16 protein-coding genes and 1 pseudogene are annotated in these 22039 nt (G+C 43.3%); 10 read left to right on the top strand and 7 right to left on the bottom strand.

Going from position 1 to position 22039, the window contains the following annotated elements; genetic code table 11:
- Positions 1–12: 12 nt before the first annotated feature.
- The 3 genes from FHS10_RS09180 to FHS10_RS09190 form a co-directional block, all read right to left on the bottom strand.
- Positions 13–1959, bottom strand: a complete 1947-nt coding sequence (locus FHS10_RS09180) for a RagB/SusD family nutrient uptake outer membrane protein (protein ID WP_259089599.1) — start codon at positions 1957–1959, stop codon at positions 13–15.
- A gap of 22 nt (positions 1960–1981) precedes the next feature.
- Positions 1982–5128 (bottom strand): SusC/RagA family TonB-linked outer membrane protein, encoded by a 3147-nt coding sequence (locus FHS10_RS09185; protein WP_259089600.1) that lies wholly within the window; start codon positions 5126–5128, stop codon positions 1982–1984.
- A 375-nt stretch (positions 5129–5503) separates the two neighbouring features.
- Positions 5504–6799 (bottom strand): glucosidase family protein, encoded by a 1296-nt coding sequence (locus FHS10_RS09190; RefSeq protein ID WP_259089602.1) that lies wholly within the window; start codon positions 6797–6799, stop codon positions 5504–5506.
- 276 nt (positions 6800–7075) lie between these two features.
- Between FHS10_RS09190 and FHS10_RS09195 the strand changes: the two genes are divergently transcribed.
- From FHS10_RS09195 to FHS10_RS09210, 4 genes are all read left to right on the top strand, one after another.
- Positions 7076–7810, top strand: coding sequence for a GntR family transcriptional regulator (locus tag FHS10_RS09195; protein WP_259089604.1), 735 nt, complete (start codon positions 7076–7078; stop codon positions 7808–7810).
- 62 nt (positions 7811–7872) lie between these two features.
- On the top strand, positions 7873–9702 hold the full coding sequence (locus FHS10_RS09200) for a class I mannose-6-phosphate isomerase (RefSeq protein ID WP_259089605.1): 1830 nt from the start codon (positions 7873–7875) through the stop codon (positions 9700–9702).
- A gap of 39 nt (positions 9703–9741) precedes the next feature.
- A complete protein-coding gene (locus FHS10_RS09205; protein WP_259089606.1) occupies positions 9742–11151 on the top strand; it encodes a sugar porter family MFS transporter in 1410 nt (469 codons plus the stop codon).
- 63 nt (positions 11152–11214) lie between these two features.
- Complete coding sequence (locus tag FHS10_RS09210) at positions 11215–12120, top strand: glycerophosphodiester phosphodiesterase family protein (protein ID WP_259089607.1); 906 nt, start codon at positions 11215–11217, stop codon at positions 12118–12120.
- Positions 12121–12122: 2 nt separating this feature from the next.
- Here the strand turns inward: FHS10_RS09210 and FHS10_RS09215 are convergent, their stop codons facing one another.
- On the bottom strand, positions 12123–13751 hold the full coding sequence (locus tag FHS10_RS09215; protein ID WP_259089608.1) for an alpha-L-fucosidase: 1629 nt from the start codon (positions 13749–13751) through the stop codon (positions 12123–12125).
- 342 nt (positions 13752–14093) lie between these two features.
- On the opposite strand from FHS10_RS09215, the gene FHS10_RS09220 reads away from it, so the two are divergent.
- The 3 genes from FHS10_RS09220 to FHS10_RS09230 all read left to right on the top strand — a co-directional run bounded on the left by FHS10_RS09220 (position 14094) and on the right by FHS10_RS09230 (position 16697).
- Positions 14094–15029, top strand: coding sequence for a helix-turn-helix domain-containing protein (locus FHS10_RS09220; protein WP_259089609.1), 936 nt, complete (start codon positions 14094–14096; stop codon positions 15027–15029).
- Between the two features lie 97 nt (positions 15030–15126).
- Positions 15127–15867: an SDR family oxidoreductase gene (locus FHS10_RS09225; protein ID WP_259089610.1), complete on the top strand. Its 741-nt coding sequence runs from the start codon at positions 15127–15129 to the stop codon at positions 15865–15867.
- A 77-nt stretch (positions 15868–15944) separates the two neighbouring features.
- The gene (locus FHS10_RS09230; RefSeq protein ID WP_259089611.1) at positions 15945–16697 is read left to right on the top strand and encodes an SDR family oxidoreductase; all 753 of its coding nucleotides are present in this window, start codon (positions 15945–15947) and stop codon (positions 16695–16697) included.
- A gap of 80 nt (positions 16698–16777) precedes the next feature.
- Here FHS10_RS09230 and FHS10_RS09235 read toward each other — a convergent pair whose 3' ends face one another.
- Positions 16778–17089 carry a hypothetical protein gene (locus FHS10_RS09235; protein WP_259089612.1) on the bottom strand — a complete coding sequence of 104 codons (312 nt, stop codon included), beginning with the start codon at positions 17087–17089 and terminating at the stop codon, positions 16778–16780.
- Positions 17090–17353: 264 nt separating this feature from the next.
- On the opposite strand from FHS10_RS09235, the gene FHS10_RS09240 reads away from it, so the two are divergent.
- The 3 genes and pseudogenes from FHS10_RS09240 to FHS10_RS09245 all read left to right on the top strand — a co-directional run bounded on the left by FHS10_RS09240 (position 17354) and on the right by FHS10_RS09245 (position 19749).
- Complete coding sequence (locus FHS10_RS09240; protein ID WP_259089613.1) at positions 17354–17869, top strand: hypothetical protein; 516 nt, start codon at positions 17354–17356, stop codon at positions 17867–17869.
- A gap of 56 nt (positions 17870–17925) precedes the next feature.
- A pseudogene (locus FHS10_RS29370) lies at positions 17926–18057 on the top strand (DUF2238 domain-containing protein); the annotation flags it as partial.
- 141 nt (positions 18058–18198) lie between these two features.
- Positions 18199–19749: an alpha-N-arabinofuranosidase gene (locus FHS10_RS09245; RefSeq protein ID WP_259089616.1), complete on the top strand. Its 1551-nt coding sequence runs from the start codon at positions 18199–18201 to the stop codon at positions 19747–19749.
- Positions 19750–19892: 143 nt separating this feature from the next.
- Here the strand turns inward: FHS10_RS09245 and FHS10_RS09250 are convergent, their stop codons facing one another.
- Together FHS10_RS09250 and FHS10_RS09255 are read right to left on the bottom strand one after the other, a co-directional pair.
- Positions 19893–21341, bottom strand: coding sequence for a phytoene desaturase family protein (locus FHS10_RS09250; protein ID WP_259089618.1), 1449 nt, complete (start codon positions 21339–21341; stop codon positions 19893–19895).
- Positions 21342–21406: 65 nt separating this feature from the next.
- Positions 21407–22024 (bottom strand): beta-class carbonic anhydrase, encoded by a 618-nt coding sequence (locus FHS10_RS09255; RefSeq protein WP_259089619.1) that lies wholly within the window; start codon positions 22022–22024, stop codon positions 21407–21409.
- Positions 22025–22039 lie beyond the last annotated feature (15 nt).

Raw genomic sequence — 22039 nt, forward strand, 5'->3', positions numbered from 1 at the left:
ATTTCCATTTTTTTACCAGCCTGAGTTTTGAACAAGGTTTGGATTAACCTGCAAATTGTACTCCTTAATTGGCCAGAAATAATCGCGCGGGGCAACAAACTGTGGATTATATAACAACACTTTACGGTTATAATCTTCGGGAGTGCTTTGCAAAATATCCCAGCCATAAATTGGGGCGCTTAACACCTGCGGCGCTGTTTTCCACCGGCGAAGATCCCAAAACCGGCTTCCTTCAAAAGCCATTTCAATACCACGCTCCTGCCTTATAATATCACGCAAACCGCTAATTGTAGTGTATTTGGTTGGATTATTGGAAAAATTACTCCAGGAACTCTCTACCGATTGCAAACCGGCCCTTGCCCGTATCTGGTTAAGATAAGGCAGCGCGGCCGCCGAGTTGCCTGATTCGTTCAATGATTCGGCATACAACAGGTACAAATCGCTCAAACGCATCGCCGGCCATGGGTACGATTCGAGTGTTAAATTGCTTGAGGTATAAACCAAATTCCAGTTCACTATCTTTTTGGTAAAATAACCAGTGATGGAATATAAACGGCTTTGTTTTTTGCCGGTATATTCGCCCGATTCACTTTGAATGTTGAACGTACCGTTTTTCATAAACCAGGTTGAACCATCAAAAGCCATATCGGCATAAAATCTTGGCTCGCGTTCAAAATGCAGGCCCACCGTCTGATAACCATTTTGCATGTCGGCATCCTGGGCTGTAACGGTGCGCAATTTAAAGCGGTTGGCATAATCCCAGGTTTTATCTTCCTCAATGGGGACCCCATTTTTGGTATAAAACAGTTCGGCCATTTTCATTGGCGGTGCCAGCTTACCCCTCACGTTAAGGTTAATATTGTTTGGATCTAATTGCGGGCAAGCCATTTGCTGTAGTGCCGCTGTAGGGTTGGCCCCTGTGGTTAAACCCCAGATGAGTTCGCTATTCCATTTTTCGCAAACCGCGTTACGGATATTCATTTCTATTTTGGTGGCATCATTAACAACTACAATACCGGGGTTAAAATAATACAGCTTTAGGCCTGCGGCAGTAGCGGCATCAATAGCTACTTTACAGGCATCAGCGGCACGTGTCCATTTAGTAGCATCGTATTGTGGGTTGAAAAGTACTTTACCATCGTTACTTTTTAAACCGGCAAAATCGGTATTGCCGTTAAACAACGGACTTGCCGCTGTAACCAATACACGGGCTTTAATAGCAAGCGCGGCAACTTTAGTAATACGGCCAAGCTCGGTGCTACTACTGGTAATGGTAGCCGGTAACCCTGTATTGGCATCGCCCGCGGCGGCATCATCAATAAGCCTGGCAATATAGTTTACCACGGTATCAACCGGTTGGCGATAAACCTTAAGCGCTTCCGGCGATGCCGTAATAGGCAGATTTTTATCTACAATTGGTATAGGCCCATACATCCTGAACAGGTACCAGTGAAAATATGCTTTCAAAAACTTAGCCTCGGCTATCCAGCGTACTTTCAGGTAAGGCTGCAAATCGGTTACATTATCTAAGTTTTCTAAAAATATATTACATGCCCTTATACCTTGCCAAAGCGATTTGCCGGCATAACCGTCCCAGTAGTTCATATACGGGTTGGCCCGGTTTTGATTACCGCGCGCAATGTTATAAGGATCAACGTACGCGTAATCCTCGGCATTCATCGGCCAATAACTCCAGGCTTCGTCACCACTGCTAAATGCAGGGTTTAAATCCGGGTGACCTTCCTGCGGCAGGTACGAGTAAAGGGTAAACAAATATTTTTCGGCCTCGTTACGGTTGGCAAAGGCGTTATCAATAGTGGCCACATTATCCGGCACTACATCCAGGTAACTTTTTTTACAGGCCGATATGCCGGCAATTACCAAAAACAGTATGGCAAGCCCCGTATATTTTCGACTTAAGAAACTTAAAGATCGGGGGTATATATTTAACAATTTCATGTTGATTTAAATTTTAACAGGCTTATAACTGAACATTTATCCCTACGTTAAACACCTTTTGTACCGGGTAGCCCAGGCCATTGCCGCCCTGCTCAGGGTCCCAAAGCTTAAAGGCGCTTATCAGGAACAGGTTGGTGCCATTGGCGTAAATTCTTAAACTTGATATGTGAAACTTTTTAAGCGTACGCTCTTTGATGTTATATCCTATTTCGGCAGTTTTCATTCGCAGAAAAGCACCACTACGCATCCACCAGTTTGAGGGCTCATTATTGTTGGTATTTTCTGTTAAGCCCAATCGTGGCCATAAAGCATACAGGTTACGGTTATCTTCAGACCAGTGATCTTTAGCGATCACATCAAGCAAGCCGTGCTGGTAACCACCATTGGCCACAAAGGGAGATACGGCGTTTGGATCGATAAAGAACGATGACCTGGCCGATCCCTGGAAAAATGTGCTGATATCAAAGTTTTTGTAACCGAATGAAAAACCGAAACCGTAAATGATCTCGGGCGTGGTTGGATAGCCCAACCCATTGATCATATCCAGATCTGTGATCTGGCCGTCGCCATTTAAATCCCGGTATTTGATATCGCCGCCTCTTACCTCGCCATAATTTTGTTTTGGCGAATTTTTCACATCCTGGTCATCAACAAACAGCCGTTCGGCAACAAGGCCGTAAACTTCGCCCAATGACTGCCCCACCCGCGAAAGGTATTGTTCATTTGCCGGATAATTTGGCTCTTCGTTAACCAATAGCTTACTGGCCGCATAGGTAAACGTACCACGCATTTGCAGCCAGGCATTGCCAAAGCTTTTATTATAATCCATAGACACATCAACGCCTTTGCCTTCTGCAACACCTACGTTGGCACTTACCGGGGCAGTTAATCCTAATGTTGTTGGGATATAAGCCCTTTGCATTAAAATATTGCTGCGGTGTTCTTTATAGGCATCAATGGTAATGTTTAGGGCATCAAATAAGCCCAGGTCCATCCCTATATTGGTTTTCTTTGATTTTTCCCAGGTGATGCCGTCATTAGCATACCTGGAGATAGAAACACCCGGCCTGTTGTACGCATAGTTTTCACCAAAGGCCGATCCGTAATTACCATCGTTAAGGTTTACGTTTGACAGGTAAAAGAACCTGTCGTTAGGGTTACCTATCTGGTCGTTACCAACCAGGCCATATGTTGCCCTGAATTTCAGATTGTTTATTGTTTTTGACAGCCCTGCAAAAAACTTCTCGTTGCTCACATTCCAGGCTACACCAATGGATGGAAAAAAGCCAAAGCGGTTGTTTTTTGCAAAACGCTCGGACCCGTTATAGCCAAAGTTGGTTTCAAACAGGTAACGGTTATCATAACCATAAGTTAACCTGCCAGATACGCCCTGGTTACGAAACGGCAACGACGATTGCAAATCGCCCGCGTTACCGGTAAGGTAGTTACGTTGAATACCAATAAGCAAACCGCTTACATTATGAACTTTATTAAATGTACGGTTATAGTTTAGGGCAAGCTCGCCATAAGTAGTGGTATTTACTGTTTTGGCGCCCTCATTATAATTAAGATATTCTGTGGCCGAGTTTTCATTTAATAAACTTAACGTATAGCCCCTTGGGTCGGTAATGGATGGGCTTGCCGCGTAATAAAAGGGATTATACTGCCTGCTTACCGTGAAGTATGAGTAACGCTGGGTATAAACCATTCCCCTGGCTGATAAGCCTTCGGTAATGAATTTAAGGTCCTGCTTTAATTCAAGCTGCACATTTAAGGTAGATGTGTTGTATTGTTGAAAGCCCGATACCATATCGGCAAAAGGGTTATCATAAACATCGCCGTTTGAGCCCCTTGCCGCATTACCAAATAAGGGGTGCTTTACCAATGGCAGATTGGAAGCCGGAAAAGTTGCCGGGAATAATACCGGGTTGGCATTTAACGCGCTGTTAAACACCTGCCCGCCACCACCCACAGGACCATTATAACCATCAAAATTGCCCGATGTTCTTAAAATAACCTCGGTAGATGGGGTAACTTTTACATTGATGTTTGAACGGATCTGGTAGGTTTTTAAACTAACGTTATTATTGAAGTTATTACCGGTCTGGGCTTTTAATACGCCGTTATCCTGGTTAACAGTACCGGCTATGTAATATTGCGCACGGTTAACACCGCCGCTTAAATTTAGGTTTAGCCGTTGGTTGTTGGTATAATTTTTTATTAACTGCCCTACCCAGTTATTGTTGGGATAAAGCAAAGGGTTATCGCCCGCCTGGGTGTGGTCAATTTTATTTTGTGTATAAGGCAAGGGCGAAAGAGGATTGCGGGTAAGGGCGGCCTCGTTAGACAGCTTCATAAAAGTGATATTATCGGCCAGGGCAAAGTTTTGTGTATTTGACGATGTTGAATTTTCAAAACGCACATTAAATTTAGTGTCGCCCGCCTTGCCGGATTTTGTGGTAACCAAAATAACGCCATTTGCACCACGGGCACCATACAGTGAAGAAGCGGCAGCGTCTTTCAGGATAGAAAAACCAGCAATATCATCGGGCTGTAAACGGGCCAGGTCTGTTGACGTTGATTCCATACCGTCAATCAGGATCAGCGGGTCTATTTTTCCCGATCCAAAAGAAGTAATACCCCTAATAAAGAAGGAGGCATTATCGGCCCCCGGCTCGCCACTGCGCTGGTACGATATTAAACCGGCTATACGGCCGGCCAGCATAGTGGTTAAGTTACTGGTTGGGCCTTTAAGCTCCTTAGGGCTGATGGTAGTAATGGCACTTACCATACTCTCCTTTTTTTGCGTACCGTAGGCTACAACCACAACCTCGTTCAGGTCGTTTTTGTCATCAAGCAGCGTTACATCAATGGTGTGGCGGTCATTTACCGCAATTTCCTGTTTAACGTAACCTAAAAAGGAAAATACAAGTGTATCGGTACGCTTTGGCAACTTGATGGTGTAATCGCCCTGCAGGGTAGATATGGTACCGGTTTTTGTATGCTTAACCGTAACACTAACGCCGGGCATCACCAGCCCTTTGTTATCAACTATTTTACCGCTTACGGTAAATGACGTTTGCGCCCGGGAAACCTCCCCCAGGGCCAATAGCAACATTAAACAACAAAGGTACTTCACCTTTAAATAGGTAAAAATTCTTCCATTCATAATTGGTTTGAGTAAAGGTTAATTTATAATTTTATAATTTGTGTATACATAATTACATATTAAAAAATAAGAAACAAAATTTTTTGCAATAAAATTTTAAATACCTATAAATATACACTTTACATGGACTTTTCAATTGAAATAGAAAGCACTAAAAGAGGTGAAATCAGAAAAATACAAGCTGATTTAAGGTTAAATTAAGGTACATATTTTATAATGTAACTACATTATAAAATATTTTAAAAAGTTGAGCGATACATTTGGGACGCAACCGAATGATATGTAAAACAAAACGGGCCGTTTCGCGGCCCGTTCATACATTTCAATAATTTGCAGGTTTTTTATAGGTTCTTGCTACTTTTTATCGTTTTTCTTTCAATTTTTAGCAGCCCATTGCTTTAAAATTCTAATTGCTTCATATAAAACCCCGGCCTCACCCCTAAAATCACCAGATCCTTTTGGGGCACCGGTTTGCACATCATACCATTCAAAAAAACCTTTATTGGCCAGCGCCCTATCCAACATAGGCGATAATTCGGCATAAGCCTCGTTAACATATCCATAGTCAACCAATGGAGCTATCATACGCCCCCCAAACCAGGTCCAGTCGCCACCATTTTGGTAATTATAGGGCTGCATATTTGGGTATTGCTTGGCAGGATATGGCGGATATACCGTTATGCCTATAGTGCCATGATTTTCTTTCGCGGCAGCGGCAACCATTTGCCTGTTTATCTCTTTAACCTCCGCAGGCGTGTTAAAGCCTGCTATAATTGCGCACACAGATCCCCCGGTATACAGGATCTCTTTTTCATTAAAATCGGGCGAAAAAGGGCTGCCATTCAGGTAGATATGAGGGATGTATTTTAGAGTTGGCTTATCCCACAAATACCTGCGTACATTTTTAGTGGTATTTACAGCCACAAGCGCCCAGTTTTGCTTCTCCTTATACCCCTTTGGCTTCATTGCTTCAAAATCATGTAAAGCCTTAACAAACATGGCGTTATCATATATATCTATAGTCCATTTGGTTTTATCGTTAATGGCTACACCCCAGCCGCTTTCCGATTGAACATCGCCCCAGTCAATAGTAGTAGCGCCGGTAACCAGTCCATATTGTTTCGACCACCTGTCTTTTTGCAGGTAAACAAAAGCGTCTTCCATCCGCTCCAATACGGTTTTGCCGCCTATCACTTCGGTAAGGATGCTTTTATCACCCGTAACATCAATATATTTTTTAACCGCTTGTACCAATGACGATTCCTGGTCAGTTTCCACCGTATTTTTATGGGCCGCCCAGCCGCGCAACAGCGGTGAGTAACGATATTTATAACCTACATTAGCCTTAGCACTATCCACTACCCCATCCACTATATTGCCGTCTTCGCCCTGGATTTTGAAGAACATCAGCAGGTTATTCTTTACCTCTTCTTTAGGATGCGCCTGAAGCGATCCTTTAATAAAAGTGTTAAAATCTCGAATCCAAACCTCATTATAAGATGTACCCGCAGAGAAACCGGAAAGCAATTTTAAAGCACGGGCCTGGATGGTATCCAGCCGACTATCGGCTAAAATAGTTTTGGCAAGCGCAGCCCTGTTATTGACCTGGGCATTAACATTTAAACCGAAAAATAAAGACAAAGAAATAAAGGCTGGCAAAATTAATTTCATGCAGATGGGATTTTAGTGTTTATGGTTTACAATGATGTTTTTGTTGAAACAATCAAAAATATGTACAAACATAAAAATATAAAAATACATTCCAAATTTCCGGTGTTAATTTTACTCAAAAGCCCATTTTTTGCTGCAAAACAGCACTATACCAACTAAATCAGATCTAATTTCTTTATAAAAGAACGGTATATACATATAAACATGTTATGTTCACTAAATAATCATTTAATTTGCAATACATATTGTTTATAAAACCTTTACAAATACCGGGATATGAAACTTTCCATTGATCATAAAAGCGCTGTGCCCCTTCACATACAGGCCGAAACCCTGCTGCGGGAAATGATAAAAGAACCCGAATACCAGGCGGGCAAATTACTCCCTAATGAGGTGGACCTAGCAAAAATACTCGCTATATCCCGTACTACTTTACGCCAGGCCATAAACAAACTGGTTTACGAGGAACTGCTGGTTAGAAAAAAGCGATTGGGCACCAAGGTGGCACAGTCAAAAATGAGCTCAAAATCAATGAATTGGCTCAGTTTTACACAGGAAATGCAGGCCCGGGGTATCCCTATTAAAAACTACGAACTACATGTAAGCTGGGTTTATCCGGATGATTATATAGCCAATTTTTTTGATATTAAAACCGAAAAAAAGATCATGAAACTGGAGCGCTTGCGCGGTAATGCTGATGAAGCTTTTGTTTATTTTGTATCGTACTTTCACCCCAGGATTGGCCTTACCGGCGATGAGGATTTCAAAAAACCATTGTACGAAATGCTTGAAAATGAACATTCCGTAGTTGCAAACCTATCAAAAGAAGAGATCAGCGCCAGAGCTGCCGATAAACTGATAGCCGGCAAGCTGGAGATAGACCCAGGCAGCCCTGTACTATTCAGAAAACGTTTTGTATTTGACCAGGGCGACCGACCCATGGAGTACAATTTGGGCTATTACAAGGCCGAAAGCTTTATTTATACTGTAGAGAGCAGGCGCAACAGTTAAATTTTTATTAAATGTGAAACTCATATTTGGAATTTAAGGAAAATACAATATGTTTGCACATTATGACATATACTGATTGTATGAGTAAGGATTCTGTTTTAAAAAGCGATTTCGAAGTTGATCCGCAGGAATTGAGGTCGACCAGGCAGTTTCTTATTCCCGCCCAAAAAGAAACACCCGCCATTGCCAAATACGATATCTACCCTACTTTTAAAACTGACGGGCCTATTTACGCGGGTTTTGAAAGCCTGGCAGCCTGGATAATGGCCCAGGAAAAAGACGTGGTGATTGACGGCTACTCTGCCGTTTATTGGGACATTTTTGTGAACGAGCTTAACGATGAGCTTCACAAAAAAGGAGTTGAGGCAAACTGGGTAAACAGCCATACAGCTTTCAAACCAGAAGACACTATCAATCAACTAATTGCCCCTTCTATGGGTGGCGATGATCCGTTGTTTGGCAAGATCTACGAGGGTGATCTTTCTGATCTTTTCGATTACCAAAAACTAAGTTCATTAAAACCAGTTGATGGGCGACTTAATATCATTTATGGCAGTGGTGCCGCATTGGCTAAATGGGATGCTGTTGTACTATATATTGATGTACCTAAAAACGAGATCCAGTTTCGCTCAAGGGCAAACAAGATCTGCAACCTGGGCGATCATCAGCCCGTAGACCCTAAAGTTCAATACAAACGTTTTTACTTTGTTGAATGGCCCCTGTTAAATAAACATAAAAAACAATTACTGCCGTTAGTTGATGTAATTATTGACGAGCAGCGGATTACCGATATCAGCTGGACAACCGGCGGAACGCTAAGGGATACGCTGAAAACCATGTCGCGCAATATGCTTAGACCAAGGCCATGGTTTGAGCCCGGCGTGTGGGGCGGTCAGTGGATAAAAGATCATATAAACGGCTTGAATAACGACGTGGTGAACTACGCATGGTCGTTTGAACTTATCGCTCCCGAAAACGGCATCATATTGCAATACCGGAATACTATGCTTGAGGTATCGTTGGATACCTTATTTTTATATAATAACATAGCTATTTTAGGAAAAGCGGCAGAAAGATTTGGCGATGCCTTCCCTATCCGTTTTGACTTTCTGGATACTTTTGATGGCGGTAACCTTTCCCTGCAATGCCACCCTACTGTACCCTACACCAAAAAGAATTTTGGCGAAAACTTTACCCAGGACGAGACCTACTACATCCTTGACGCCGAACCTGGCGCCGAAGTTTATTTAGGTTTCCAGGAAAATATTGATAAACAAGAATTTAGAACGGTTTTAGAGGATAGCTTTAAAAACAATGAGCCTGTGGAGATTGGCAATTATGTGCAGATTTTCCCAGCAAAAAAACATGATCTATTCCTGATTCCCAATGGTACGGTACACTGCTCGGGCAAAAACAATATGGTGCTGGAAATTAGCGCGACTCCCTATATTTTTACCTTTAAAATGTATGACTGGCTTCGCCCGGATTTGAACGGCAACCCGCGTACCTTAAACATTGACCGGGCATTTGAAAATTTAGATTTCAGTCGCAAAGGCAAAGTTGTTGCCGATACATTGATATCAAAACAAAGCATCGTAAAAAAAGGGAACGACTGGCAGGTAGTCAATCTAAGCACCCATCCCGATCACTTTTACGCCGTGGAGCGCTTTGAATTTGATACCCTTATTGAAGAATACACCAATAACCAATGCCATGTACTTAGCCTTGTTGAAGGCGAAAGTATTATGGTAACAACCAACGACCTGCAACAGGTAATTCATTACGCCGAAACGTTTATAATACCCGCCGACGCTGTTAAATATACTTTAACAAACACAGGCAAAAACAGTGCTAAGGTGATCAAAGCATTTGTTAAGGACGAATGCTGCTAACATCTATACCATACTAAACCAACCTATATACCTAATTTTATGAGCCAGGAGAATTTAAAGTCTGTAAATAGCAGGTCGACCTTGTTTTTGGTGGCCATTACTTTGGTGGCAACACTCGGGGGGCTCCTTTTTGGGTTTGATATGGCGGTGATCTCGGGCGTGTTGCCTTTTGTTAAAAGTCAGTTTACCCTGTCTGATGCCTCCGAGGGTTGGTTTGTATCATCGGCTTTAATAGGCTGTATCATCGGCGTAGCCTTTTCCGGTGACTTGAGCGACCGACTGGGCCGTAAAAAAATGCTGATGCTCTCGGCCATACTTTTCCTGTTGTCGGCTATCGGTTCGGCACTATCATCCGGCTTTACGCTGCTTATACTGGCCCGTATGCTTGGCGGTATGGGTGTTGGTGTTGCTTCAATTGTAGCACCACTATATATATCAGAAATTGCCCCTGCCAATATCAGGGGGCGTTTGGTTACCTTTTATCAGCTGGCCATTACAGCGGGCATATTGGTTGCTTATTTAACCAATTCGGGCTTACTGAGCTTTTCTCTTCATTATAAAGGTGATGGACTGGCCCATGTGTTAGATTTGATATTGGTTAAAGAGGTATGGCGTAGTATGCTTGGTTTAGGGGTTATCCCTGCCCTATTGTTTTTTGCCGGTCTTTGCTTTGTGCCCGAAAGCCCGCGCTGGCTCATCCAAAAAGGTAAAACCCAGGAAGGCATTGCCATTTTAGTTAAAATAAATGGCACCGAAGCGGCAGAAAAAGACACTTTGCAAATCAAAAATACCCAAAACCAGGAAAAGGGATCATATAAAGAAGTTTTTGCACCGGCTATGCGCAAGCCCCTGCTTATTGGTTTGCTATTGCCTTTATTCTCGCAATTCAGTGGCATCAACGCGGTAATCTACTACGGGCCACGCATTTTGAGCGATGCTGGCATCAACATTACCAACGCGCTATTAGGCCAAATCATTTTTGGATTAGCCAATTTCATCTTCACGCTCATCGCCATCTGGAAGGTTGATAAAATGGGGCGCAGGCCTTTGTATATCGTAGGTGCATTGGGAGCGACCGTTTGCTTGTTTTTTACAGGCGTTTGTTTTTATACCGGTGCAACCAACAATATCGCCTTGGTTGTGAGCATTATTTTGTTCCTGGCTTGTTTCGCATTTTCTATTGGACCGCTTAAGTTTGTGATAGCATCTGAAATTTTCCCCACCAAAATACGCGGCAGGGCTATGGCCTTAAGCATCATGACCATGTGGGTGGCCGATACCATTGTTGGTCAGCTTACGCCGATATTTTTAGGCTCGATAGGCCCGGCAGTTACTTTTTGGTTCTTCTCGGCTTGTTGCCTCCTCTCCTTTTTTGTGGTTTACAAATTGGTGCCGGAGACCAAAGGTAAATCGTTAGAGGAAGTGCAGGAGATTTGGGCCGGTCATTAATTTGCGACTTAATGTTGGCTTAACACATTCTCTTTATCTTCGGCGCTGTACAAAAACTACCGAATGAATAGCTATCTAAAAACACTAATTGTTGCCACACCCGCTTTCTTTTACAGCCTTTTTTCATATGCGCAGGTTGATAACATATTAAAGCAACTGCATAACCCCAACGATAAAAATATACTGGTAGCCGCCCATCGCGGTGATTGGCGTAACGAACCGGAGAATTCGCTTCGTGGCTATCAATTGGCAATTAACATGGGGGTTGATATCATCGAAGTAGATCTCAACAAAACCAGCGATGGCGTAATTGTAATTATGCACGATGGCACCATCGACAGAACAACCAACGGCAAAGGAAAACCATCCGACTATACCCTGGCCGAACTTAAAAAATTTCACCTCCGAAACGGACTGGGCATAGTAACCAATAACACCATCCCAACGCTTGAAGAAGTAATGCTGCTGGCCAAAGGCAAAGTATTGGTAAACCTTGATAAAAGCCTCCCTTATTATGAAGAGGCTTACCAGGTGTGTAAAAAAACCGGCACCCTTAGCCAGGCTCTTTTTAAAACTGAAGTAGCTTATCCCGAAGTAAGAAACCGTTACCCAAAACTATTAGATAGCCTAACGTTTATGCCGGTGGTTAGCCTGGATAAACCAGAAGCCGAACAAGTGATCAATCAATATCAAAAAGAGATCAAACCCGTAGCTTTCGAGCTGATCTTTAAAAGCGATACCTCGCACATCCTGGTGAAAAATGCATTCATCCCGGCGCATGGTTCCAAAATATGGATCAATTCATTATGGGCCAGTCTTAATGGCGGCCATTACGATGATATGGCTGTTGAAGATGGCAATATCAAAGATAGCTGGGATTGGATCATTAACCACGGTGCCCGCATCATGCAAACAGATCGCCCCAAAGAGCTTTTAGCTTACCTGCGTAAAAGAAAGCTACATAATTAAGTTTACTGTTTCAACAGTTTGTTTTCGCCCTCTATCTCCACATTAGCCTGCTCAGCAACAGCTTTGTATTCATAGTTGCCTTTTAATTGGATGCCCAGCTCAAAGCTACCGTCGGGTTTAATATTTACCCATTGGCTGGGCGTCCACTTACCGGCGTACAGGGTTTCAACCTGGCCCTGGTATGGGCGATAGTCGAACCGTGCTTTTTTAACGTCGGGGTTTTTATAATTAATGATCCGGCCTTTTAAAAGTACCTTTCCTTTAAGCGAAATAGCACTGCCCGTTTCAACTAATATGGCTTCTTTGAAAGCGGGGTCAACATGATCCAATTTGATAACTACCGGGTTGGGCCAGCGGTGATCGTCATAAATTCGCTGGGCTTTTACTACAGATACTTCCAGGCCCTTTTCTGTTTGTTTATGCCTGCAGCTTACATCGTCGCTTTTATATTCAATTACCTGGCTGTTTTGCCCTAAAACACTCACCTGCGTTTGGGCTGTACTTACTGCCGACCGGATGAGGAAAGTTTTTCGCGTACCCTCTTTCCAATCCTTTGCATCTGTAATAATAGCATAAAGTGTATGGCCTCCCTTTGAAGTAAACCAGGTATCTCCTTCTTTACTTACCACCCAGCTGCGCACATCATCAATACACTCCCGGTTGATAAAATACCATGCCGACATTTCGCGCAGGCGCTCTTCCTGCTCTATCGGTAGCTCGCCGTTTGGTTTAGGCCCAACGTTAAGCAATAACGATCCTCCTTTTGCCCTCGCTTCTATTAACAGGTTGATTAACTGACTGCCGGATTTATAACGTTCGTTAGTTGGCTGATACCCCCAGGCTGTACCCATGGTAATACAGGATAGCCACGGATCATTGATCATAGCGCCAGGCATGATCTGTTCCGGCGTTTTGATGGCCCCACGGGTAATGAGTAAATCAGGTTGTAGTTTCCAGCAGGTTTGTTTCACTATTTCTTTAGGGTCGCCATCAATAAAAAGCACGTCTATTTTGCCATAATTGGTCATCAGCTCTTCGCATTGGCGGCGGGTATAATTGTCATAGTCTTTGCGGGTATTGGCATCCATTTTAACATCCGTGCGGCTGATGGGAATATGGTGATCACGCAAAAAATTAAAATCCTCAGGCGAAAAATAAAAACCTACCTGTAGCCCTACCTCGCGGGTGGCATCCACAAATTCTTTTAGCAGGTCTTTTTTATAAGGCGTATGCATGATATTAAAATCGGTGGTTTTGGTATCCCACATACAAAAACCCGAATGGTGCTTGGTGGTAAATACAATATATTTCATGCCCGCCAGCCTGGCCAAAACCGCTATCTGGTGTGGGTCGAATTTAGATGGATCGAAAGTTTTGGGCAGCTCAGTAAAATACCTGTTTACATAATCGTCGCTCGCGCCAACCAGCGAATGGCTGATAACTACACCCAATTGGCCATCCATACTAAAATGGATAAACAAACCTAAGCCGGTATTTTTGAGCCATGCCTCGCGTTCGGGTTTATTGAGGTTGTAATTACTGGCATTATCGTCTTTAACCAAATCATTTTGTGCCGATACTTTGGCAGCACACACAAACAATAAAAGCACGCAGAGATATTTTTTGTACATATTAAAAGCCTGTTTAAAAATAGATAAAAGATAGTGTTTGCTTCGTCGTATCTCCTATCCATGACATATTTTTTGGATGGTTATTTTTTAAATCCCCTCTTGAGAGGGCACGTATTGGATGCGCCTAAATTTTTTAAAACACCAGTTTAATGTTAACCATGATAAAATACAAAACATTGATTATCAATACATTAATTGGTATTAAATTTGAAATATGTTAAGTTATGTTAACCCAATCAGATGTGTCTGCCCAGGTTAAAATGGTTATTAAATCACGGCAGGTCAATCCTTTCGCCACTTATATAATCAAGCAGATTTATATTTACTTTAGCATCAAAAGTTATGAAACAAGAAGCAAAACTGATTTTCAATAATATTAAAGAGCAATACGTTCATTTTGGGTTGCCTGTAGATGGTATTGATGAAAACACAGATTTTGCTATTCATAATCTTAAGGAGATCCATACTACGCTGCCTTATCAGTCGCTTATTTACAGACCCAATTTTTTCTCTTTTGTATTTGTAAAGGATGCAACAGGCAAATACACCACCGATGAGCTAACCTTTGATATTGTACCAGGTACCATTTACTTTACTAATCCGGGGCATTTTAAATCGCACAACTGGCTTCAAATGCAGGAAGTTTACCTGGTTACCCTTAGTGAGTCGTTTTTGAAAGAAAACGTTCATCCCGATATTTTTGAGGAATTTCAGTTTTTACTCGCCGAGACCGTGCAGCCACGGGTTTTAGCACCCACTGCGTTTGCTGAATTTGAACAGCTTTACCTGCAAATTGCAAAAGAATACCAAAACCACAGCCCTTATCGTAACCGCATCATTGGTAACCTGTTTGTGGTATTGTTATTAAAGATCAAGGAGTATTTTTGGAAGGATTATAATCCTATTTATGAAGGTAACCGCAGTTCGCAAATTGTAAAAGAATTTAAGCAGCTACTGGAAAAGCATTACCGCGATCTTAATAAAGGCTTGGTTGAAAAAGCTTACCGTGTACAGGATTATGCCGATGCCCAAAGCCTGCACCCCAATTACCTAAGCAACGTGATCAAAATAAAAACAGGCAAACCTATTGGCACCTGGATAGCCGAAAAAACAATATCAGAGGCTAAAGCCCTGTTACAAAACTCCAAAATATCTATCAAAGAAATCGCCTACCGCCTGGGCTTTGCCGAATCACCCCACTTTAGCAATTACTTTAAAAAACATACAGATGTTTCGCCGGTGTTATTCAGAAAACTGCATTCGATGGCCGCATCTTAGATATTTATATGTAATGCTTTAATATGTGTATCATTTGAGGTAGCCCCAAACCTCACCTTTGTTATGTCAAAACAAACGACATAAAAACAAAGAAATCATGAACACATTATCAGGAAAAGTAATTTTAGTAACCGGCGCTTCAAGAGGCATTGGTGCAGCAGTAGCTCATAAGTTAGCACAAGCCGGTGCAAAAGTAATTGTTAACTATGCAGGTGGCCACGAAGCAGCCGAGCAAACAGTTAACACGATTAAAGCAAATGGCGGCGAGGCAATAGCCTTACAAGCCGACGTAAGTAAAGCCACCGAAGTTGCAGCCATGTTTGATGCAGCCATTGCGCATTATGGCAAAATTGATGTACTGGTAAACAACGCCGGCATCATGATCACCAAACTGCTTAAAGATACTACAGACGACGATTTTACCCGCCAGTTTGATATAAACGTACGCGGCACTTTTAACACCATGCGTGAAGCCGCCACTAAGCTGGCTGATAATGGCAGTATCATCAACTTTTCATCAACTACTACCCGTGTAATGATGCCAACTTATGGCACTTACGTTGCCACCAAGGCAGCCGTTGAACAGCTTACCCGTGTATTTAGTAAAGAAGTTGGCGCAAGAGGCATCAATGTTAACTCCGTATCGCCAGGCCCAACCAATACCGAACTATTTACCAAAGGCAAACCACAGGAAGTGATTGATCGTTTAGCCTCCCTATCTGCCTTTAACCGCATCGGCGAACCGGAAGATATTGCTAAAGTGGTAGTATTTCTGGCCAGTGACGATGCCAAATGGATTAGCGCACAGAATATTGGGTTGAATGGCGCGATGGCTTAAGCCCCCTAACCCCCTGAAGGGGGAACAAAAAATCGGTGAAATCAAAACAAAAATCATTTTAATCATCATAAACAATCATGAACTCATTAAATAATAAAGTAGCAGTAATAACAGGATCGGCACGTGGATTGGGTAAAGCGATAGCAGAACGGTACGCGGCGTTGGGCGCCGATATAGTGATCAATTACTCAAGGGATAAAGCATCAGCCGATGAGGTAGTTAGTAATATAGAAGCTATGGGCGCGCGTGTCATAGCTGTACAAGCCGACGTAAGTAAGGTAACCGACATTGAAAGGCTATTTGCTGAAGCAAAAAAAGCATTTGGTAAAATAGATATTGTGGTAGCTAACGCCGGTATTGAACTGGTGGAAACCCCGGTGGTTGATTTTACCGAAGAACAATTTGATCGTGTGTTTGCGATCAACACCAAAGGCACCTATTTTACCATGCAGCAGGCCGCTAAAAACGTTGAGAACAACGGGCGCATTATTTATATAGCATCAAGCACAACCTCATTCCCGGTACCCGGAATGGCCATATATGGTGGCAGTAAAACCACTCCCCGTTACCTTGTGGATATTTTATCAAAAGAGATAGGTCATAAAGGCGTAACGGTTAACTCTATCATCCCCTTCGCAGTAGATCATTCTGGGATTTTTGCTGAGGCTGATAGTTACCCGGAGTTAAGGAAACAACTACTTGATAGCTGCCCGATGGGTAGGTTGGCAGAGGTTGAAGATGTGGCCAATGCTGCCGAATTTTTCGCAAGCGATCTTTCGTCCTTTGTGAATGGCCAACACTTATTAATCAACGGTGGCGCAACTAATTAACCACCAGCCAACACGCCATAAAAAAGCTCCGTTCGAGAATAACCGAACGGAGCTTTTTTATCACCGGTATATGGCTATTACTACGAAGCCTTTGCCAGTTTATAACCTGACTCAACAGTTAAGGTACGTTTTACAGTTGGCGCGACAGATTCTTCGTATTTGGCTTTTAGCTTTTTAAAGATCTCGAAGCTGAAAGCATCCTTCATAGGTAAATTATATTTGGCTATGGAAGCCGGATGTAACTGCAAACTTTCGGTAGGAACTCTCAGGTTCATATGATTGATGTGCGTTAAACCTGCCGCAATATCAGTATCAAATACAACAAAGGTATCAATCATCCTGCCATCGGCATCGGTATAGATCACTGATTCATGTTCGTTAAAAGTTTTCATAGTTAGTAAATATAAACCAATAACAGCTACAATCAGTAAAAGTTTTATATTAATAGTTAAACATTTAAATAAATTCAGCTAATATATTCATTGTAAATATGCTATCAAACTATGGCCAAAGTTATCGAGGAAGCAATAGCTAAGGCCCTTAAATAGCTTTTTTATAGTTATTTAATATTTAAAGAATATTTTCCGCCGGTTTTTTGTATATTGGGGAACCAGTGAATTACACTGCAATACAAAACGTTTACCTTAAAATTCACAATGATGCCTAACCACCTTTCCCCCCTTGGAATTTTTCACACTTCCATCAGTATTCTCGCGGTATTGGCCGCCCTTTTTGCGCTGGTCCGTTTTGGTAAAATAGATCCCAAAACCGGTGTAGGTAAAATCTACATCGCTTTAACAATACTATCTTGTCTTACAGCGTTCCCTATCATGAAAACCGGTCATTTTAGCGCGGGGCATGGTTTGGCGGTTATTGTTCTATTATTATTACCTATTGGGATCTTTGCCAAATCAATTGTTTTTTTTGGCAGAAAAGCAGAGTATATCCAAACGATTGTGATGTCGGCAACGCTGTTTTTCTCTATGATCCCAGCCACCATAGAAACCCTAACCAGGTTACCTATTTCCCATCCGTTGGCTACAGGTCCCAATGATCCTATTGCAAAAACGGGCCTGATGATTTTGGTACTTCTGTTTGTAGTTGGTGTGCTTTACCAGCTGATAAAACTCAAATCGAGGAAAAAGATAGTGACACAGTCAACGGTATCTTAATTATGTTGGGCTCATCGGGCGACTCATTCCTGGGTACACGGTAGCTTGGTACCCAGGGCGATATCTGGGACACACAATCAGATATGCTTTTTGCCATGATCGGTGCCACTTGCATGGTTATATTTTTCGCGGGATTGCAGGATAAGATGCTCAGGAAAGAGGGCTATTTAATCCCTGCACAACCATGAAGCACCAGCGTTCAATGCGTAAACATTTTTAGATTTATTTTTTATTGGGGGTAAGTTATTCCCGCGCTCAATTTTTTTATTGTTAAAACAACACTTATTAATTTATTTTTCTTTTCTTTACGGCATAAACCTGTTTCCTATATGAAAAGAAAATTGCTCTCCACACTTGGCGTTGCGGCGCTGTGTTTAATTTCGGCATCCGGCTATAGTCAAACCGGAACCTTAAGTATTAGCAACGATTCAAAAACTACCATCAGCAAGCACATTTACGGGCAATTTGCCGAGCATTTGGGCCATGGCATTTATGGTGGTTTTTGGGTTGATAAATCCCTGCCCGTGAAAAAGCAGGACCGCATACGTCTTGATGTGGTTGACGCGCTTAAAAAGATCAAAATTCCTAACCTGCGCTGGCCCGGCGGTTGCTTTGCCGATGAGTACCACTGGCGCGATGGTATTGGCGCCACGGCCTCCCGTCCGCGGATGGTGAACACCAATTGGGGTGGCGTAACCGAAGATAACAGCTTCGGCACCCACGAGTTCCTGGAGCTTTGCGACCTGCTGAAATGCGAACCTTATATTGCCGGTAACGTAGGCAGTGGCACAGTGGAAGAAATGTCGAAATGGATAGAGTACCTTAACTCAAACAGTACCAGCACGGTAGTGCAGGAACGTGCAAAAAATGGTCACCCCGCGCCTTACAAGGTAACTTTTTGGGGAGTAGGTAACGAAAGCTGGGGCTGCGGTGGCAACATGACACCCGAATATTATGCCGACCTGTTTAAACGTTATGCTTCCTTTGCCAAAGATTACCCTGGCGCGCACCTTAAAAAGATAGCCAGCGGACCAAATGCAGATGATTATCGCTGGACAGAAGTTTGCATGAAAAATATTCCTAACGGGATGATGTCGGGCCTGTCTCTGCATTATTATACCATCCCTACCGGTAACTGGGGTAAAAAAGGGTCTGCTACTGCTTTTGATGAAAAGGAGTACTTCAGCACCATGGTTAACTGCCTTAAAATGGAAGAACTGGTTACCAAACACTCGGCCATTATGGATAAATATGATCCCGAAAAAAAGGTTGCCCTGGTGGTTGACGAATGGGGTGTTTGGACAGACGCTGAACCAGGTACCAATCCAGGTTTCCTGTACCAGCAAAACAGCCTGCGCGACGCGTTAATTGCGGGAACAACACTTAATATTTTCAATAACCACAGCGACCGCGTACGCATGGCCGCCCTGGCCCAAACCGTTAACGTATTGCAATCGCTTATTTTAACTGATAAAGAAAAAATGGTGCTTACCCCTACCTATCATATTTTTGATATGTATAAAGTGCACCAGGATGCCAAATACCTGCCTATTAAGTTAGATGTACCAAACTATGAAGTTGATGGCAAAAAGATTGAAGCGGTAAACGCCTCGGCTTCACAGGATGCCGAAGGTAAAGTACATATCTCATTGGTTAACCTCGATCTGCATAATGCTATTACCATTACTACCGATATTAAAGACGTAAAATGGAACGCGGTTAGCGGCCAGGTATTAACATCGGCCAATATTACCGATATCAACACTTTTGCAAATCCAAACAAACTGCACCTGGTAAACTTTACCGGCGCCAAAAAAGATGGAGATAAACTGGTGGTGACATTGCCTGCGAAATCGGTGGTGACGCTGGAATTAAGGTAGCAGCCCCTCTAAATCTCCCCTGAAGGGGAGACTTCAAAAAATCATACTTAAACACCACGAAACCCACGAGCTAAAAGTTCGTGGGTTTCGTGGCTTTAGCTTTCAGCTGCCTTGTTTATAAAAGTCTCCCCTTCAGGGGAGATTTAGAGGGGCTTGACGGTTTGTTTCCAAATATCCTTCAACGCCCTTTTTGCCGCATGATATCCGCACATGCCATGTACCCCACCGCCTGGCGGTGTGGATGAAGAGCAGATGTACAGGCCCTTTGCTGATGTTTTGTAGGGCGATGCCCGCAGTACCGGGCGGGTAAGCAGCTGGCCCAAATCAATTACGCCACCATTGATATCGCCGCCTATGTAATTGGGGTTATATTCTTCTAATTGCTGGGTGTTAAAAGTGTGTTTGGCCAAAATAGTATCCCGGAAACCGGGGGCAAAACGCTCTACCTGCCGCTCAATGATGCTGGTCATATCCTTATCAGATCCGTTGGGCACATGGCAGTAGGCCCAGGCGGTGTGTTTGCCTTCGGGAGCGCGGGTATTATCCATAACACTTTGCTGGGCCAGCAACACGTAAGGTTTATCCGGGTGACCGCCATTCCAGATCAATTGCTCGCCATCGGCTATTTCATCAAATGTATTGCCTAAGTGCACGGTACCTGCTTTTTTAACCGCTTGGGCTTTAAAGGGAATCGGGGCATCCAATGCCCAATCTACTTTAAATACACCTGCTCCGTAGCGGTAACGTTCCAGTTGCCATTTATACAGGGATGAAAATTTGTGCCCGGCTATTTTTAAAAGCTGTTTGGGGGTTACATCAAACAAAACAGCATGAGCAGACGGTAGCTGATCTAACGATTGCACGTAAAAGCCAGTCTGAATTTTGCCCCCTATTGATGTAAAATATGATGCCAGCGCATTAGCAATTTGCTGCGATCCGCCTTTGGGCACCGGCCATCCCTTTAAATGCCCCTGCGCCATCAGCACCAACGCAATGGCCGATGTAGCCAGGTTACTTAAGGGCTGTATGGAATGTGCGGCCATACCGCCAAATAAACCCTTAGCTTCTTTGGTCTTAAATTTTTTCGCCAGCACAGTTGCTGCCGTTAAAGCAGGCAAGCCAAACTGCGCCATTAACAAGGGATGTTTTGGAAAATGCAGCGGACCGAGCACATCGGCAGCTATCAGGGGCCAGTTTTTAACCACTGGCTTCATGAGGTTTAAATAAGCCTGCTCATCTACACCAAGTAATTTGGCGGTTTCTTCAACAGATTGAAGCAAAACAGCAGCCGAGCCATCGTCAAAAGGATGGGCGGCTGCTATTTGGGGATAAATATATTCCAGGCCGTGCTCTGCAAGCGGCAAAGTTTCGAAAAAAGGTGAGGCCGCTGCAAGCGGGTGAACGGCCGAACAGATATCGTGCTTAAAACCAGGCAAAGTAAGTTCGGCAGTACGTAAGCCTCCCCCTATCTCGTTTTTCCCTTCAATGAGCAATACCGATAAACCTTGTCGTTGCATGAATATCGCGGCTGCCAGCCCATTAGGGCCCGATCCTATTATTATCGCATCGTAGTCGCGCTTTTCAAGCTTCATGTATGGGTTACCTTAAGGTTTTGCGCCACTAAGGTATCAAATTAACAGTTTTTGTAGTATATGGTTTAGTTTAAAACCTCGCCCGCATGCGTAGCCTCAGGTACCTCAATCAATTTACCAGTGCGTACATCATATACATAACCGTAAATAGGAATATTGCCGGCCACCAGCGGATGATGCCTGATGCGTTCCACATCCTCAACAACACTGGCTTCCAGGTTTTTGAAGGTGAGAAATGCGATGTGATTTGCTTCGTCAGATCCGCCGCTTTCTTCGGTATTGCGCCAGCCGTTTTCATCAACGGTGGCAGTGGCCAGGCTTGTAGATAACAGATCGCGGATAATGCCATCGGTAAATAAACCCATGCCACAATCGGTATGATGGATCACAAACCACTCCTTAGTACCTAATAATTTATGCGATATCACCAGCGAGCGGATGGCGTCATCACTCGCGCGGCCGCCCGCATTACGGATCACATGCGCGTCGCCTTCGGCAAGACCGGCGTACTTGGCCGGATCCAGCCGGGCATCCATACAGGTTAAAATAGCAAACTGGCGTGCCGGCGGTATGGTCAATTCGCCCTTATCGCCAAAATGCTTTACATATTCATTATTGGCCAAAAGTACTTGTTGGTGTACCCTGGTCTTTACTTTTTCCAATTCGTCAATAATGTTCGACATGGTTTCAATTTTTAG

This window comes from Mucilaginibacter dorajii (assembly GCF_024808255.1).
GTDB lineage: Bacteria > Bacteroidota > Bacteroidia > Sphingobacteriales > Sphingobacteriaceae > Mucilaginibacter > Mucilaginibacter dorajii.

Bases quoted from the DNA above. Each gene is read 5' to 3' on its own strand.
- FHS10_RS09180 (WP_259089599.1), bottom strand. From the start codon at position 1,959: ATGAAATTGTTAAATATATACCCCCGATCTTTAAGTTTCTTAAGTCGA.
- FHS10_RS09185 (WP_259089600.1), bottom strand. From the start codon at position 5,128: ATGAATGGAAGAATTTTTACCTATTTAAAGGTGAAGTACCTTTGTTGT.
- FHS10_RS09190 (WP_259089602.1), bottom strand. From the start codon at position 6,799: ATGAAATTAATTTTGCCAGCCTTTATTTCTTTGTCTTTATTTTTCGGT.
- FHS10_RS09195 (WP_259089604.1), top strand. From the start codon at position 7,076: ATGAAACTTTCCATTGATCATAAAAGCGCTGTGCCCCTTCACATACAG.
- FHS10_RS09200 (WP_259089605.1), top strand. From the start codon at position 7,873: ATGACATATACTGATTGTATGAGTAAGGATTCTGTTTTAAAAAGCGAT.
- FHS10_RS09205 (WP_259089606.1), top strand. From the start codon at position 9,742: ATGAGCCAGGAGAATTTAAAGTCTGTAAATAGCAGGTCGACCTTGTTT.
- FHS10_RS09210 (WP_259089607.1), top strand. From the start codon at position 11,215: ATGAATAGCTATCTAAAAACACTAATTGTTGCCACACCCGCTTTCTTT.
- FHS10_RS09215 (WP_259089608.1), bottom strand. From the start codon at position 13,751: ATGTACAAAAAATATCTCTGCGTGCTTTTATTGTTTGTGTGTGCTGCC.
- FHS10_RS09220 (WP_259089609.1), top strand. From the start codon at position 14,094: ATGAAACAAGAAGCAAAACTGATTTTCAATAATATTAAAGAGCAATAC.
- FHS10_RS09225 (WP_259089610.1), top strand. From the start codon at position 15,127: ATGAACACATTATCAGGAAAAGTAATTTTAGTAACCGGCGCTTCAAGA.
- FHS10_RS09230 (WP_259089611.1), top strand. From the start codon at position 15,945: ATGAACTCATTAAATAATAAAGTAGCAGTAATAACAGGATCGGCACGT.
- FHS10_RS09235 (WP_259089612.1), bottom strand. From the start codon at position 17,089: ATGAAAACTTTTAACGAACATGAATCAGTGATCTATACCGATGCCGAT.
- FHS10_RS09240 (WP_259089613.1), top strand. From the start codon at position 17,354: ATGATGCCTAACCACCTTTCCCCCCTTGGAATTTTTCACACTTCCATC.
- FHS10_RS09245 (WP_259089616.1), top strand. From the start codon at position 18,199: ATGAAAAGAAAATTGCTCTCCACACTTGGCGTTGCGGCGCTGTGTTTA.
- FHS10_RS09250 (WP_259089618.1), bottom strand. From the start codon at position 21,341: ATGAAGCTTGAAAAGCGCGACTACGATGCGATAATAATAGGATCGGGC.
- FHS10_RS09255 (WP_259089619.1), bottom strand. From the start codon at position 22,024: ATGTCGAACATTATTGACGAATTGGAAAAAGTAAAGACCAGGGTACAC.